The sequence below is a fragment of the Massilia horti genome (assembly GCF_004614195.1).
GTDB lineage: Bacteria > Pseudomonadota > Gammaproteobacteria > Burkholderiales > Burkholderiaceae_D > Telluria > Telluria horti.
Window position 1 is genome coordinate 1 of sequence record NZ_SPUM01000104.1, and the last position, 14,832, is coordinate 14,832.

Here is a 14,832-nt window from a genome sequence, read left to right on the forward strand (position 1 = left end):
AGGTTGGAGGGATCGGCCTTGCTCCCCTGCGCCCGGCGCGCCAGCCGCCCCCGGCCCCGCGGCCGGCGCCCGGTGCGTCAAATGCCACGCCAGCGCCGCCAGCCCAAGCATTGCCAGCACGGCAATCAGGGTGCCGACCGCACGCGATCGACGGGGCCGCCTGGTTTCGGTTTTGGAGGTTTTTTCGGGGGAAACAATTTCGTCCATGCTAGTCCTTGATGGGCTTCGTGGGGGCATTGAAAAACACGACCGTATGTCAGCCGACTTTAGCATGGACGAGTAAGCCGGTTTGTTTCGTAACGTACACTTACGGCGCAAAGACGGGCACATCACTCCACCTGTGATGAGCGCGAATTGACGTGTATGAGCAGCTTCCAGGGGCCGTTTAATGCAAAACGGGCGCGGAATCCCTCCCGCGCCCGTTTTCGTCAAGAATTTTAACGGCTGTACATACCGTTACAAACTCACCTTAAGCCCTTACATTGGAGGTACGCACAGGCAATGCGTCACGGCCTCGAACGGCTGGCGGCGCGCCGCCACGTCGGCCATCCAGCCCAGCTCCTTGGCCATGCCGCCCGCCGCGCCAGCCGTCAGCGCATCGGTCTGCAAGCCCTCCGGCAGCAGCCCCAGCTTGACCTGGACGTTGAGCGCCACGTTGCTGGACATCCCGAGCCTTTCGAAGAATCGCGCCAGCGGCGAGGTGGCTTGTTCAAAATAGGCCACGCGGTAGTCCTGGCCCAGTTTGGCGCGGCGCGCCGCAGACGCGAGGGCGTCGCCATAGCTGCCAAGGCTATCGACCAGGTTGCGCTCCTTGGCCTGCACGCCGGTCCAGACCCGTCCCTGCCCGACGGCGTCGATCTGCTGCGGCGTGGTCTTGCGCGCCTGCGCGGCCTTGGTGGTGAACTCGGAGTAGATGTGGCCGACAGTGTTCTGGACCAGTTGCCCGAAGCGCGGGTCGAGCGGGCGCAGCGGATTGTAGGCGTCGGCCAGCCAGGTCGTGGTGACGCCGGCGGTATGGACGCCCAGCTTGTCCACCAGCTTCTCGGCCGTCGGCAGGATCGCGAACACGCCGATCGAACCGGTAATCGTGGCCGGATCGGCAATCACCTCGTCGGCCGCCATCGAGATCCAGTAGCCGCCGGAAGCGGCGACGTTACCCATCGAGACCACCACCGGCTTGCCGGCCGCACGCGTCAGTTCCAGCTCGCGCCGGATCACCTCCGAACCGAAGGCGCTGCCGCCCGGCGAATTGATACGCAGGACCAGCGCCTTGACCTGGTCATCATCGCGCGCGCGGCGGATCTGGTTGGCGGTCGTGATGGCGCCGACCGTGCCCGGCCCGCCGGTGCCCTCTGTGATATCGCCCTCGGCCACCACCACCCCGACGGCGTTACCGAACACCTTTTGCGGATTACGCAGCAGATAATCTGCGAACGAGACCTGGCGGAAGGTCTTGTTGCTCTCGTCATAGGCGCCGCGCTTGATCATCTCGGCGCGCACCTGGTCGCGCGTCTTCAGGCCGTCGACCAGGCCAGTCTGCAGCGCCACCTTGGCGGTGTCGCCGCCTGCCGCCGCCAGCAACTGCGGCAACTGCTCAATGCTTTTGGCGATCGAGCCAGGGGCCAGCTTGCGGTTCTTCTCCACCTCGGCGGTGTACCCGTTCCACAGCCCGTTGTACAGATAGCTGTCCGCTTCACGCGCCGCATCCGAAGGACCGTTGCCGATGAACGGCTCGGCAAAGCTCTTGTAGGTACCGACCTTCATCAGGTTGACCGTCACGCCAAGCTTGTCCAGCGCGTCGCGGTAGTAGTTGCGGTAGCGGCCGAAGCCCTCGATCAGCACCATGCCCATCGGGTGCACGTACACCTCGCTCGCGTGCGAGGCGACCAGGTAGCGCTTCTGGTCGTAGTTGCCGGCCCACGCAATCACTGGTTTACCGGCCGCCTTCACGCGGTCGATCGCGGCGCCGACCTCGTGCAGCACGGCGATGCCGGCGCTGTCCATGTCGTCGAGCAGCAGCACCACGCTGCTGATGTTCTGGTCCTTGGCCGCGGCGTCGAGCACGGTCAGCACGTCGCGCAGCTGGACGTTGCGCCTGACCTGGGTGCCCACGCCCGCGAGCAGGCTCTCGCGCAGGCTGCCGGTATGCTGCTCGACCAGTTCGCCCTTGATGTCCAGCACCAGCGCGGTCTTGGGCGCCAGCGGCCGCACACCGCCGCCGACGAGCGCCCAGATTACGAAGATGACGATGATCAGGAACAGCAGGTTCAGCACCAGGCGCCGCGTGGCGTCGAGCGCGCGCCAGAACGCGCCAAAGCCGCGGCGCAGGGAGGACAGGGGTTTGAAGGGCATCGAAACTCCGCTAAATGAAGGTTGACTGGTTCAGGCGGTGACGGCGGCCGGGCCCATCTTTTCCGGCGCGGCTGGCCGGGAAATAGCGAACAGGCCAGCGTACACCAATATGCCATTGACGATCAGCAGTTCAAGCCCGAGGCGATAACTTCCCAACAAGTATGCCTGATTCGCCTCAAGGATTGCGCAAAGGATAGGCGCACCGATCGTCACCACCGGCACCAGGCGGTCAGTCAGTGTGCGGCGCGTGATCATGCCGAACGCAAACAGGCCGAGCAGCGGGCCGTAGGTGTAGGACGCGAGCTTGAGGATCACCCCGATCATGCTTGGATTGTCCGCCCACTTGAACATCATCACCAGCACCAGGAACAGGAATGCAAACCCCAGGTGCACGCGGCGGCGCAGCCGAACCTGGGCTTCTTCGGACAAGTCCTCGCGGCGCTTGATGCCGAGGATGTCGATGCAAAAGGTCGAGGTCAGCGCGGTGATCGCGCCGTCCGCGCTCGGGAACAGCGCCGAGATCAGCGCCACCAAAAAGATGATCTGCACCGCCGCCGGCAAGTGGCCCATGACCACCGCCGGGAAGATCTTGTCGCCGGTCGCCTGCACGCCCGCCACCGGCGCGTACAGGTACAGCAGACCGCCGAGGAACAGGAAACTCGTCAGCACGATCACCAGCACCACCGTCAGGCTGAGCAGGTTCTTTTGCGAATCGCCCAGCGTCTTGACCGAGATGGTCTTTTGCATCATCTCCTGGTCCAGGCCCGTCATGGTGACCACGATGAACGCGCCGGCGACGATCTGCTTCAGGTAGAAGTTGGGGCTGTCGACGTCGAAGGTGAAGATGCGCGACAGGCCTTTGGCTTCCATCGCCGCCAGGCTCTCCGGTATCGACAGGTTCAGTTGGCTGAGCATGAAGCCGACGCAGGCGAACAGGCCAAACAGCATGCAACTGGTCTGCAAGGTGTCGGTCCAGACGATGGTCTTGACCCCGCCCTGGTAGGTGTAGACCAGAATCATCCCCAGCACGACCAGCGTGGTGGCCCAGAACGGCACCCCGAGGCTGTCCAGGATGATCGCCTGCAAAATATTGACCACCAGGTACAGGCGGGCAGTCGCCCCGAGCAGGCGCGACAGGATGAAGAACCCGGCGCCGCTCTGGTAGGCGCGGCGTCCGAGCCGCACGTCAAGGTAATGGTAAATCGAGGTGAGCTTGAGCCGGTAGTACAGCGGCAGCAGGATGAAGGCGACCGCGATGTAGCCGGCGACGTAGCCGATCAGGATCTGGGCGTAGCCGAAGCCATCGTTACCGACCGCACCCGGCACGCTGATGAAGGTCGCGCCCGACAGCGTGGTGCCGACCATGCCGAACGCGACGAGCATCCAGTTGCTGCTCTTGTTACCGATGAAAAAGCTGTCGTTGTTGGCGTTGCGCGAAGTGGCCCAGGCCACGCCAAGCAGCAGCGCGAAATAGCCAATGAGGATGCAAAAAAGTAAAACCGGGGACATGATTCCTGAGTGTTGTCGTTTCGCCCAGCAATATACACCGAAGCCGGGCTTGCGACTATCGCGCTGGAAACATGAGCGTTTCAGATGGCGCTGTCACCGACCTGCCCGCCCGACGGAAACCCGAGCTAAGGGTGACAGCACTTTTTCATTTCTCGGCCAGCACCTTCTCGAAGAATGCTACGACCTCCGCATTGAAACGCCGATGAAAAGACGCGCGGTCAAAACCGTCTTGACTTGCACAAATCGGCGGCACGATGCGCGCCAACTTCTCGCTGCACGGGGCCAGAAAATCAAAATGGCCTGCCCCTGGGACAACATGGTACTCCGGCTCCATCGGCAGGGATTTGCGAACCGCTTCGGCGTACCAGGGATGGGGAAGAAGAACATCGTCTTCCGCGCGCCAAAGCTGGATTGGAAGCCTGACGTCACGCAGACTCGCAGCGTCAAAGGTAAATCCTAGCGCAGGAGCCGCAATTACCGCAGCCTTGATTCGTGCGTCATACAACTGTTTTGGCACAACCTTCGCAATTGGACGGGGTTGCTCCTTATGGCTCGATACCAAACCGCATACGAAGTCCGCGGCATGTGTCTTGCAGTACTCGAATACTAACGTCAGGTCTGGTTTGCCTCCGACGTTGACCACAGCAGTAAAACCGCCGGATGAAAAGCCAAACATGCCAATCCGATCCGGCGCCAGAGCGGCATGCTTTTCCCAATCCCCGAGCATGTAGTTGATTACCGCAACGACGTGCTTCGGGCGCTCCAGAATGTCGGTAGCTCTACTTTGGTCCTGGGAATTATCACCGGGATGCGTGAGCGCAGCGACGACAAAGCCGGCATTTGCCAGCTCCAGAGCAGTATCGTAATGACTGAAGGCGTTACCACCTGTTCCGTGAGAAATAATAACGAGCGGCAGCTTCTTGCCACGAATTTCCCCATTTGTAGCCACTTCTTGCGTGAACACACCCATATCGCGTACTGCCGTCGGTGCTGCGCTCGGATACCAGATTGCAAGCTTAATCGCTGTTCCAGCCTCGTTCGGTAGCTCAACGGACTGGAACCCGGCCGCGTGACACTGAACTGCCCACATCAGCGATATGACCCAAAGAGTAATAGCTTTTCGCATAAGTGCTCCGATCTAGAAAGGAAGCCGGAGTGTATCTGCGCCCGGGTGGATACGCGCGACCATGCGACGAAGCGACAAAATCCGGGAGGAAGTATCAGAATTGAGGAGTGAAGCGACGGAAGCGCCTTCACTTCCGTCGTCAGAACTTCAACAGGCTGCTCTAGGTCCCCTCGCCCGTCACCCGCTCGAACGGCCCGATGCATTTCTGCATCGTTTCATCGGCACACATCAGAAACAATTCGCCTGACGGATGAAAGCGCAAATAATTAGTGGCCTTGGTGCCGACCTTGGTCACCTCGCCGGCGCAATCCTTTTTGCCGTTGTCCTTGACGATCTTGTCCTCAAGCCTGTAGAAGCCCTTGGCGTTGGGCTTGGCCGGGATCTGGAACTCGCTTTCCGCGACCTCCTGGTTGCTGGTCACGAGGCTGGTGCCGTCGGCGCGGAAATGGTAGGTTTCCGAACAGCCGATCTCGGGCAGCGACAGCTTCCAGATGCCGAGCAGCGGATGATTCGGCGGGGCTTCGGAAGGAGCCGCGCGTGACTCGTGGATGGCGACCAGGGAAAACATCAGCATTCCGATAATCGTACGCACGACAGCTCCTTCCCTTGATGGTTTGAGGTAACGGCTCTGCAGTTAGACCTGCTGCGCCGGTTCCGGTTTGCCGTGCAAACGCGAAACCAACGCCATCAAGCGCTTTCTGGTGTGGTCTTGGGCTTGGCCGGCCTGCGCGGGCGGGGCGCCGACTTGCGCGCCGGTGCCTTGTGCGCGGGACGCGCGGCCCCGGCCTTCTTGCGTGCCGGATTGGCTGCCTCGCCCTCCGTTCCTGCTGCCGGAGCGCCCTCCGCGTGGTCAGCGGCCGGGGCTTCGGGCACGGGCGGCTGTGCCGGTTGCGGCGCGGCTTCGACGGGCGCCGGTGTGGCCGCTGACGCTTGCTCCTGCGCAGGCGCTTCCGCCCGCGATTTCTTCGCGGCGGTCTTGCGTGGCGTGCGCGGCGCGCGGCGGCGCTCCTGTTCGGGTGCAGCTTCGGCCTGCTCCGCTTGCGGCGCGGCTGCAGCCGGTTCGGCTTGCTGCGCCGGCGCTTCCGCCTGCACCGGTGGCGCCTCTTCAACCTTCGCCCGCGTGGCTTCCGGCAACTCGGTACCTTCCGGCGCGGCCTGTGCAGCCGCCTCGGTCCGCGCGCCGCCCTGCTTGCGGGCACCACGGGTACGGCGGCGCGGCTCACGTGCTTCCGGCTGCGCTTCGGGCTGCGTTTCCGGTTGCGATGCCGGCGCGGTTTCGGCCACGTCGGTCAGGTCCGGCGCAGTCACCTCTGGCACAGCATGCAACTGCTCGACCGGCGGCACGAGCCCGGCCGGCGCGGCACTGCCGCGATAGACGTAGGCGCCGGATTTTTCGTCGCGGCCGAATTCGAACAGGCCACGGCTCTGCGCTTCCTCAAGCAGGTTGCCGAAGGTGCGGAAACCATAATAGGTTTCGGAAAAGTCGGGGCGGCGGCGCTTGAGCGTGTCCTTGAGCAGCGAAGCCCAGATCTTGCCGCTGTCGCCGCGCTCGGACACCAGTGCGTCGAAGGTCTCGACCACCATTTCCAGGGCCTGCGTCTTGCGCGCCTCGAGTTCTTCCTTGCGGCGGTCCTCGGAGGGCTTGCGCGCGGCTGGCTGGGCCTTGCGCTCGTCGCGCTTGGCGGCGGCGCGGCGCTGCTCGCGCACCAGGTCGTCGTAGAAAATGAATTCGTCGCAGTTGGCCACCAGCAGGTCCGAAGTCGACTGCTTGACGCCCACTCCGATCACCTGCTTGGCGTTTTCGCGCAGCTTGGAAACCAGCGGCGAAAAATCCGAGTCGCCGGAGATGATGACGAAAGTGTTGACGTGGGACTTGGTGTAGCACAGGTCGAGCGCGTCGACCACGAGGCGGATGTCGGCCGAGTTCTTGCCCGATTGGCGCACGTGCGGGATTTCGATCAGCTCGAAGTTCGCTTCATGCATCCCGGCTTTGAAGCTTTTGTAGCGATCCCAGTCGCAGTAGGACTTCTTGACGACGATGGAGCCCTTGAGCAAGAGGCGTTCGAGCACCGGCTTGATGTCGAATTTTTCATAGTTCGCATCGCGCACGCCGAGTGCGACGTTCTCGAAGTCGCAGAACACCGCCATGCTGATGCTATCGGAGGATGAAGCCATAAAGTTGTTGTTTTCTAATGATGGGGACAAGCTACCCATCGATTATACGCAACAACTCCAATATTCCCCCGCGCTTTCCGGTTTCATACAGGCCAGACCGGGATCAGGCGAGCTTTTCCATCGTCAACGGGTCCGCCACGCCATCGAAATACTTGTCCAGGCAGGCCTGGAACAGCGATTCGTCGGGCGCGACGTCGGCGAACAGCGTCATGCAGGAATGGAATTTGCGATCGTCCGGGCTATCGAACATCTCGTGGATCGAGGAAACCACGCTCGCCAGCACCACGTTGGTGCAGTCGCGCAGGCGCGGCCCGAGCACCGGATGCCCCAGGTAGGCCGCGGCCTCGTCCGCCGAACTGATCGCATACTTCTGCGACATGGCGCTGGAGCCCAGTCCCGCGATCTGGGGAAAGATGAACCACATCCAGTGCGTGCGCTTGTGGCCGCTGCGCAGTTCGGACAGCACCGTCTGGTACACCTCGTCTTGTGCCGTGACGAAACGTTCGAGATCGTAATCGATATCCATGGCGTCCTCCCAGAAGGCGCCATGCTACCTCGTTCGACAAATTTGCTAAAGTGGCGCCACGATGACACCGGAACACCTGCAACTGCTGCTGACACGCGACATGCCCTTTGGTAAATACAAGGGCCGCAAGATTGCCGACCTGCCTGGCCACTACCTCGCCTGGTTCGCACGCGAGGGCTTTCCTCGCGGCGAACTGGGCCAACTGCTGGCACTGATGTACGAGCTCGACCATAACGCCCTACGCGGCCTCCTCGATCCGTTGCGCTAGTATCCTGAACTGTCCCCGGGAAACCCCGAACCAACGCCAGCACACGTCGTTCCCGCGGAGGCGGGAACCTATACTGAGCTGGCTAATTCGCCTCAGCATGGGTTCCCGCCTTCGCGGGAACGACGTGTTGGTGGTAGCACTTAGAAGAGGTATGGAAGTGACACTAGATTGTCAGGCATCGGGCAAGGCAGTATCGGATGGACCCGAATTTGCCCTGGCATTCCGGCGCCGGTCGACCAAGGTCCAGGCCGTGGCCTGATCCTTTTCCAGCGTCGGCTGCACTCTCCTGATTTTTTCCCACAGCGTTTGCGGCGGCAGCAGCAGGGCCTGGGGCATCGCCTGCCCCTTGTGCAGGAACTGGCGCTGGCCGCCAAGGACGCGGATGCCGTTGCCGCCCTGGTCGCACTGCCACCAGCCGGTCTCCGGGCAGACCTCCCCTGCCGACCTCTTGTCACCGAGCCGCGGGCCCGCTGGCGGCGAATTGCCGCCTGCTTGCGCCCCCTCGTTGGTCGGACGTAAACGGATGCTGGAAGCGATCCGGTTCCACAGCGCAACCAGCGCCTCCTCCCCCAGGCTCGATGTGACAGGACGGTTGCCCTCTTCAGTGTGCCCGGTTGACATCTCGAGCGTCAGGGTCGGCAGCAGCACGTTGTTCTCGGTGCCAGGAAGCTCCCACATGAAACTGTAGACGTTGGTAAAGTCGAGCTCGGTGCCCCGCTCCGACACCTCTTCGCCATTCAGTCCGTTGATCGTCCGATGGCCCACTCGCAACTTCTTCAGGAGCGGCTTTTGCCAGAGCGGCATGTCCTCGTCGCTCCTGGCCGCTCTTCCCAGCAGCGTTGGCCAGGTTCGTGTCAGCCCTGCCCTGGTATCGAACGCGATGGCAATGTCCGGGCGATCGTGCAGATTGACGAACAACACCACGCCCTCCGTCCAGTCCGCAGGCAACGGGTCGACGAACATGCCCGGGCCAAAGCAAAAGCCGGGAGTGGACGGTATCGCTTTCGGCTCGACCACGCGCAGCTTGCCGATCACGCTTTGCAATTCTCCGATCTGTTCCGGATTGTACTGTTCAGCGGTGATTTCGAAGCTGGTGCCGTTCGAATGCACATATCCTTCCAGTGCCACGCTGCTCATTTCCACACGCTGTTCGCCGTGATACACATGGCCGCCAGTGCGGCCAAACACAAAAGTTTTTCCCGTAAATCCGTTGATATCGACCTGGGTGACCTGCTCCATATTGTCCTGGCCCGCCGGATTCTTCTTGGCGTTGATCGCCGCCTCGCGCTCGTTGACGCGCTTCTCGAACTCATCCTTCGATTCCTGTATGGCGGCGATCGAGAAACCGTCAAGAAACGCCAGGCTGTATGAAAGCCTTGCGTCCCGAGGAAGATCGATCAGGAATCGGCCGACACAGGCCGTCTTCATTTCATTCGTCATCATTGCGACCTTAAGTTTATCCATTAACGTGTATCCAGATTCATAGATAAGAAGCAATCCCCAAATTGCCGCCGCGATCCCAACAAACCGGCCACTTCGCTTACTGGTTTGGTTGAGCATTCTTATGTAGCTCCTGAACGATCTTCACAATGCAATAACGGGTAAGCAGGACCGTGCTTCGGTCGTTGTAGCTTTCCTGATGGCGGTAGCCATGCGTCGCAAACAGCTTTTTGATCTTGGTGCCCGGGCCAGACCCGGACTGGTATGGCACCGTGTCGTCTCCGCGCGACTCCTGCGGCTCGACCTCGAAATCGAGGATGCCTTTCCCTTCGACCTCGACCGTTCGTGCGCCCGTGTTCGCATGCTGCAGGTAGCGGGCTTCCCGGATATTGCGTGCCGTTAGCGCCAGCTGCGCTATCCCGGCCTGCTCGCGCGCGACCCAGCGGATCTGTCCGTACGCCGTATGCGTACTGTCGTTGCCGTAATAGGCGAAGGTGGTCGGATGGTAATAATCTCCGAGCGAATAGTGGAATTCCTCGGCCTTTTTCAAAGCGCCGCGAATGACGTTTTCAACCTCGCCTTTGTACAATTTGGCCGGATCGGCCAGCGCGGGGTTGATGAGGCGGTACCAGGAACGCATATCCCGGTACAGCTCGTAAGGATTTGGATTTTCGTCATTGGGCAAATGCAGATAGTCGAAAGCGGTGGCCTGGCGCCCGGTCGGACCGGACGAGCGAATGACCCTGGCATGCAGCCACGGCCGGGGATATAGTTGGTTGGGCAGCAGTTCGAGTGCGCCGGGAGAGACGGCGAACACGGGGGTCGTATCCTCCGTCGTCCTGCCGCCGATATCGGCAAACTTGCCTGCGATGTAGTTATCGACCTTGCCGTTTTTTGGGTTGTCAATTTCGGTGCCGCAGGCGAGCCGGCGATAGGCCAAGGGGGCGCCCAGGGCGGGCATCACACCGTGGATCACTCCGCCGATCTTGTCCGGAATGCGCTTGGCGCAGGCCCGCGCAACCAAGCCACCCATTGAATGCGTGAGCAGGATCACCTTCTTGCATTCGTGCTTGCGCTTACTCCACCACGCGATAATCTCGTCGATCCGCTTCTCCAGGCCTTGCGCCGCCACGCCGCACGACTGCAGCCAGTTGTACCCGAACGCATAGACCGGGTACTGGTATTGGGCGTAGTTTTCCAGGTCGGTTTCGGTCAACGGATCCACGGAGCGCACGCCCCATCGCTTGATCGGGTCGTCCTTCATGGCATGCATGACCTCCTTCCACGGCCCGCGCACCTCGCGTTTGCGCGAAGGATCGAGCTGAAAGGTCATGTCCAGCTGGTTCTGCAGGTCGATCAGCAACATGCCGTACGAATCGCTGTACACCTCTCCCCATCCGCGCTCGGTCATCACGCTCGGCTCCAGGTTCGAAATGCCGGTCCCGAGGGGGCCATGGTCGTCCACCTCGGTAAAATTGGGATGCAGGATTAGCTGGCGGGTCGCCGGGCTGCGGTGTTCCCAAGTCTTGGCGTACACCCAACTGGTGGACGTGCCATTCGGCGGTCGCCAGGCAGCTCCACCGGTCGGCACCGGATAGTCGGAAGGCAGCTTGATATCCCGTCGCACCTTCAGGTTGGAGCCCATCGTGCCCGGAATAAAAATTACGGGAATCACCTTCTTCGATCCCACGTAAGCCGCGCCGCGCACCTTGAAACTGGTCGGCGTGGCAACACTGCGCACGACGTAACTGCCGTCGTCCTGCAATACTGGGTCCTTCAATCGTCGTAATGGTTCGGTCATTGTTCATCATCCGCAGGCAAAAACTGCGATGCTGACATGCCAGACTCGGCGGACTCTGCGCGCAGGCAACTGTGCACCACGGCACGGTAGACATTGAACAAGACCTGCTCGCGCGAACTTTGGCAGAAACTTGCGGAACGAACATGCCGCCACCAGAAGGCCTATACTGCTGCCATCCGGTACAAACGATTCATCAAGGGGAACAGAATGCTTGAAGTGCGCAAGAGCGAAGAACGCGGCCAGGCTGAACACGGCTGGCTGCAATCGCGGCATACGTTTTCATTCGCCTCGTATTACGATCCGCGCCACACCGGGTTCGGCCCGTTGCTCGTGATTAACGAGGACCGGGTGGCGCCGGGCCAGGGTTTCGGCGCGCATGCGCACCGCGACATGGAGATCATCTCCTACGTGCTGGAAGGCGCGCTCGAACACAAGGACAGCATGGGCAACGGCTCGGTGCTGCGCTACGGCGACGTGCAGCGCATGAGCGCAGGCACTGGCGTGCGCCACAGCGAATTCAATGGCTCGCACACGGACCCGGTGCATTTCCTGCAAATCTGGATTCAGCCGAACGTCGCCGGCATTGCGCCGGGCTACGAGGAAAAACACTTCACGGCCGAGAGCAAGCAGGGCAAGCTGGTCCTGATCGCCTCCAGCGACGGGCGCAACGGCTCGGTGCTGATCCATCAGGACGCGTCGGTCTACGCCACGATCATGAACGGAGCCGACCGCCTGGAGCACCCGCTTGCCGCTGGCCGCAGCGCCTACGTGCACGTCATCCGTGGCAAGGTGAATGTCAACGGCATGCCGCTTGATGGCGGCGACGCGCTCAAGATAACCGGCGAACCTGTGGTCACGCTGGGCGGCGCCGAGTCCGCCGAACTGCTGCTTTTCGACCTGCCTTATTGATCTGGCAAAACGCCGACGCCGTGCCATACCAGCGACAAGTGCCGGCCAATCCTGCCCATGTTCAGGTATCCGTTTTTCGTCCTGCTATTCTTGACCTTCCCGGTGCGCGCCGCCTGGCTGCACGCCAGCCCCGGATCGGACAAGGCCGAAGGCGTGTCCCAGGCGGCCATCACGCGGCCGGACGGCATGCAGGCGAGCAGACGCGCAACGTGGATATGGCGCACCGCTGACTGGCAGCGGCGCGGCGCCGCGTTGCTCGACTGGGCGCAGCAGCACCAGATCAACCAGTTGTTCATCACGATCCCGCTGCAGGGGTTGAAGGTTGTCGATCCGGACACGCTGGACAACTTCATCCGCCGCGCGCACGAACGCGGCGTGGCGGTGGCGAGTACCGACGGCGATCCGCACATGGTAATCCCTGACGAATTTGCCGCAGCCGTGAACCGGGTTCGCGCGTACGAGGCTTATAACCTAAGGGTCGCCAAGGCCGCGCGCCTGGATGGCATCCAGTTCGACGTTCAACCCTACCTGCTGCCCCAATACAGCTCGGACCCGGAACGGTGGGACTGGTATTACCTGCAACTGGTACAGGCGCTACGCGCCGCCGCCGGGCCGATCAGGCTGGAATTCGTGGTGCCGTTCTGGTGGGCGAACAAGACCGGCGTCCTGCGCGGACTGGCCGACCGTGCCGACGGCCTGACGGTGATGGACTACCGAACTGCGCCGGACGACATCTTCCGCTCGGCCGTGCCCTTTCTCGACTGGGCGGACAGATACCGCAAACAGGTACGCATCGCGCTCAAAGCCGGGCAAGACATCGGGCCGCTCGAACGCCGCTTTTCAGCATGGCGGGGTTTCGCGGGGATTGCGCTGCGCGAGGCCGCCGAGGACCCGCGCCATCACCACCCCGACCAGCGAAAACAGCAGCGCCAGCCCGATTCCGCTCCACAGGGCCTGGCGGCGCAACTGCTGCACCGGCAGGTAGGCATGGTCGACGTTCTGCCGCACCAGCACGGTCCAGCCCAGGCCCGGATAGCGGCCGTAGCCGCGGGTCCTGGCAAAACCGACCAGGTACGAGCCATCGGGCCAGTCCTCGACAAGATAGCCATTGTCGCGCTCCCCGGCAAAGCGAAGGCTCGGCTGCGCCAGCGTCGTGCCTTGCAGGCCGTCTGGTCCCAGCAGCACCCGCCCATTGGCGTCGACGATCAGCGCTTCGACCTTGCCGCGGCCGGCGGCCGGAACCACGACAGAGCGCTCCACTTCGCGCGCCCACTGCCACGAAAGATGGGTGCCGAGCACACCGAGCAGCTTGCCGTCCTTGTCGCGGTACGGGAACGCGATGTCGACGAAACGGCGCGGCGCGACGTCTGGCGGCGGAAGCACCCGGGCCAGCAGCTTGGCCTCGTGCACGTCGCCCACGTAGACGCCCAGCAGCGCGTTCTGGAACCAGGGGCGGCGCGACACGTCGGCGCCTTCCAGCAGGCCGTGCGCCGCCACCTGCACCCTGCCCTCCATGTCGGCCATGCCGATCCAGTCGTAGTAACCATAGGTGTCCTGCACGCCCACCAGGATGTTGCGCCGCTCGATCTTGTCCGCGGCCGGGTCGATCAAGTCGCGGCGCTGCGCCAGCAAGCTCACCTCGCGGTAACGCTCGAACATGCCGCGATCGAGCTTGTCCGCGGTCTGCATGGCCAGCTCGCCCAGGCCGTGGCCGATATCGGTCTTGAGCTGGGCGGTGGCCGCGCGCTCGACCACCTCGACCAGTACCAGCGTGAGCACCATCGACAGCAGGACGAACGCCAGCGCCAGCCAGGCGCCGAGGCTGCGCGAAGTGGCATGGCTTGACGGAGAGGTCATGGCGGAAAAGTGAGTAAATACGCCTGTGCAGCGTACCACAGCCGAGGCTGCTTTTGGGGGCGGACCTGTGCCGCACCGAAATGGCGGATTTCCGGTAAACTTAGCGGTTACAGCAATACAGCAAGAATCGAGTATACCGTGACGCAAGCATCTGCCTCCCCTGCCAATGTTCCACAGCTGGACTACCTGACGTCCTGCGCGCTGCCGACCCCATGGGCGCAGTTCACGCTGCATGCGTTTGTCGAACATGCGACGGGCAAGGAACACCTGGCGATGGTGCTGGGCGACGTCAGCAATGGCGAGCCGGTGCTGGCGCGCGTGCATTCCGAATGCCTGACCGGTGACGTGCTGTTCTCGCAACGCTGCGACTGCGGCGCCCAGCTCGAAGGCGCGCTCAAGAAGATCGCCGCCGAGGGCCGTGGCGTGCTGCTGTACCTGCGCCAGGAGGGCCGCGGCATTGGCCTGGTCAACAAGATGCGCGCCTACCGCCTGCAGGAGGCGGGCGCGGACACGGTCGAGGCCAACCTGCAGCTGGGCTTTCACGCCGATGCGCGCAATTACGAGCTGGTGCAGCCGATGCTGCGGCAATTCGGTATCAGCGAGCTGAAGCTGATGACCAACAACCCGCGCAAGATCGATGCCCTGACCCGCCTCGGCTTTAACGTGAGCGAACGGGTGCCGCTGCTGGTCAATCGCAATTCCTTCAACAACAATTACCTGAACACCAAGGAAGCCAAGCTCGGCCATATGATGCGCCCGGCCGAGACGGTTGCCGAGGACGGGGAATTGTAGGTCCCAGGGCGTAGGCGTCGCACACGTACAACTTGTGAATTTTTCGATTTTTATGCTGCTGCGTCGATTACGTTGAA

General features: G+C 62.3%; 13 protein-coding genes and 1 pseudogene. 3 read left to right on the forward strand and 11 right to left on the reverse strand.

Annotation, left to right across the window (positions count from 1 at the left end):
- The 7 genes and pseudogenes from E4O92_RS25040 to E4O92_RS15270 form a co-directional block, all read right to left on the reverse strand.
- Positions 1 to 207, reverse strand: a pseudogene (locus E4O92_RS25040) (efflux transporter periplasmic adaptor subunit); the annotation flags it as partial.
- Positions 208 to 477: 270 nt separating this feature from the next.
- On the reverse strand, positions 478 to 2,352 hold the full coding sequence (gene sppA, locus E4O92_RS15245; RefSeq protein ID WP_135190591.1) for a signal peptide peptidase SppA: 1,875 nt from the start codon (positions 2,350 to 2,352) through the stop codon (positions 478 to 480).
- Between the two features lie 30 nt (positions 2,353 to 2,382).
- Entirely contained in the window at positions 2,383 to 3,861 is a 1,479-nt protein-coding gene (locus E4O92_RS15250; RefSeq protein WP_135190592.1) for a sodium:solute symporter, read from the reverse strand.
- Positions 3,862 to 4,006: 145 nt separating this feature from the next.
- Positions 4,007 to 4,987 (reverse strand): alpha/beta hydrolase family protein, encoded by a 981-nt coding sequence (locus tag E4O92_RS15255; protein WP_135190593.1) that lies wholly within the window; start codon positions 4,985 to 4,987, stop codon positions 4,007 to 4,009.
- Between the two features lie 160 nt (positions 4,988 to 5,147).
- A complete protein-coding gene (locus E4O92_RS15260) occupies positions 5,148 to 5,579 on the reverse strand; it encodes a hypothetical protein (protein WP_229483395.1) in 432 nt (143 codons plus the stop codon).
- A gap of 95 nt (positions 5,580 to 5,674) precedes the next feature.
- Entirely contained in the window at positions 5,675 to 7,162 is a 1,488-nt protein-coding gene (locus E4O92_RS15265; RefSeq protein WP_135190594.1) for an NYN domain-containing protein, read from the reverse strand.
- 103 nt (positions 7,163 to 7,265) lie between these two features.
- On the reverse strand, positions 7,266 to 7,688 hold the full coding sequence (locus E4O92_RS15270) for a DUF1810 domain-containing protein (protein WP_135190595.1): 423 nt from the start codon (positions 7,686 to 7,688) through the stop codon (positions 7,266 to 7,268).
- A gap of 61 nt (positions 7,689 to 7,749) precedes the next feature.
- Between E4O92_RS15270 and E4O92_RS15275 the strand changes: the two genes are divergently transcribed.
- Complete coding sequence (locus E4O92_RS15275) at positions 7,750 to 7,956, forward strand: DUF3820 family protein (protein ID WP_135190596.1); 207 nt, start codon at positions 7,750 to 7,752, stop codon at positions 7,954 to 7,956.
- Positions 7,957 to 8,127: 171 nt separating this feature from the next.
- Here the strand turns inward: E4O92_RS15275 and E4O92_RS15280 are convergent, their stop codons facing one another.
- Together E4O92_RS15280 and E4O92_RS15285 are read right to left on the reverse strand one after the other, a co-directional pair.
- Positions 8,128 to 9,516: a T6SS immunity protein Tli4 family protein gene (locus E4O92_RS15280; protein WP_135190597.1), complete on the reverse strand. Its 1,389-nt coding sequence runs from the start codon at positions 9,514 to 9,516 to the stop codon at positions 8,128 to 8,130.
- Complete coding sequence (locus tag E4O92_RS15285; RefSeq protein ID WP_135190598.1) at positions 9,497 to 11,197, reverse strand: esterase/lipase family protein; 1,701 nt, start codon at positions 11,195 to 11,197, stop codon at positions 9,497 to 9,499. Before E4O92_RS15285 ends, E4O92_RS15280 begins: the two co-directional genes overlap by 20 nt.
- 207 nt (positions 11,198 to 11,404) lie before the next feature.
- Between E4O92_RS15285 and E4O92_RS15290 the strand changes: the two genes are divergently transcribed.
- The gene (locus E4O92_RS15290; protein ID WP_135190599.1) at positions 11,405 to 12,106 is read left to right on the forward strand and encodes a pirin family protein; all 702 of its coding nucleotides are present in this window, start codon (positions 11,405 to 11,407) and stop codon (positions 12,104 to 12,106) included.
- Here the strand turns inward: E4O92_RS15290 and E4O92_RS15295 are convergent.
- Together E4O92_RS15295 and E4O92_RS15300 are read right to left on the reverse strand one after the other, a co-directional pair.
- Complete coding sequence (locus E4O92_RS15295) at positions 12,100 to 12,444, reverse strand: hypothetical protein (RefSeq protein ID WP_167759805.1); 345 nt, start codon at positions 12,442 to 12,444, stop codon at positions 12,100 to 12,102. The genes E4O92_RS15290 and E4O92_RS15295 overlap by 7 nt on opposite strands.
- Positions 12,445 to 12,946: 502 nt before the next feature.
- Complete coding sequence (locus tag E4O92_RS15300) at positions 12,947 to 13,963, reverse strand: cache domain-containing protein (protein WP_135190601.1); 1,017 nt, start codon at positions 13,961 to 13,963, stop codon at positions 12,947 to 12,949.
- 138 nt (positions 13,964 to 14,101) lie between these two features.
- On the opposite strand from E4O92_RS15300, the gene ribA reads away from it, so the two are divergent.
- Positions 14,102 to 14,755 (forward strand): GTP cyclohydrolase II, encoded by a 654-nt coding sequence (gene ribA, locus E4O92_RS15305; RefSeq protein WP_135190602.1) that lies wholly within the window; start codon positions 14,102 to 14,104, stop codon positions 14,753 to 14,755.
- Positions 14,756 to 14,832 lie beyond the last annotated feature (77 nt).

Bases quoted from the DNA above. Each gene is read 5' to 3' on its own strand.
- sppA (WP_135190591.1), bottom strand. From the start codon at position 2,352: ATGCCCTTCAAACCCCTGTCCTCCCTGCGCCGCGGCTTTGGCGCGTTC.
- E4O92_RS15250 (WP_135190592.1), bottom strand. From the start codon at position 3,861: ATGTCCCCGGTTTTACTTTTTTGCATCCTCATTGGCTATTTCGCGCTG.
- E4O92_RS15255 (WP_135190593.1), bottom strand. From the start codon at position 4,987: ATGCGAAAAGCTATTACTCTTTGGGTCATATCGCTGATGTGGGCAGTT.
- E4O92_RS15265 (WP_135190594.1), bottom strand. From the start codon at position 7,162: ATGGCTTCATCCTCCGATAGCATCAGCATGGCGGTGTTCTGCGACTTC.
- E4O92_RS15270 (WP_135190595.1), bottom strand. From the start codon at position 7,688: ATGGATATCGATTACGATCTCGAACGTTTCGTCACGGCACAAGACGAG.
- E4O92_RS15275 (WP_135190596.1), top strand. From the start codon at position 7,750: ATGACACCGGAACACCTGCAACTGCTGCTGACACGCGACATGCCCTTT.
- E4O92_RS15280 (WP_135190597.1), bottom strand. From the start codon at position 9,516: ATGCTCAACCAAACCAGTAAGCGAAGTGGCCGGTTTGTTGGGATCGCG.
- E4O92_RS15285 (WP_135190598.1), bottom strand. From the start codon at position 11,197: ATGACCGAACCATTACGACGATTGAAGGACCCAGTATTGCAGGACGAC.
- E4O92_RS15290 (WP_135190599.1), top strand. From the start codon at position 11,405: ATGCTTGAAGTGCGCAAGAGCGAAGAACGCGGCCAGGCTGAACACGGC.
- E4O92_RS15300 (WP_135190601.1), bottom strand. From the start codon at position 13,963: ATGACCTCTCCGTCAAGCCATGCCACTTCGCGCAGCCTCGGCGCCTGG.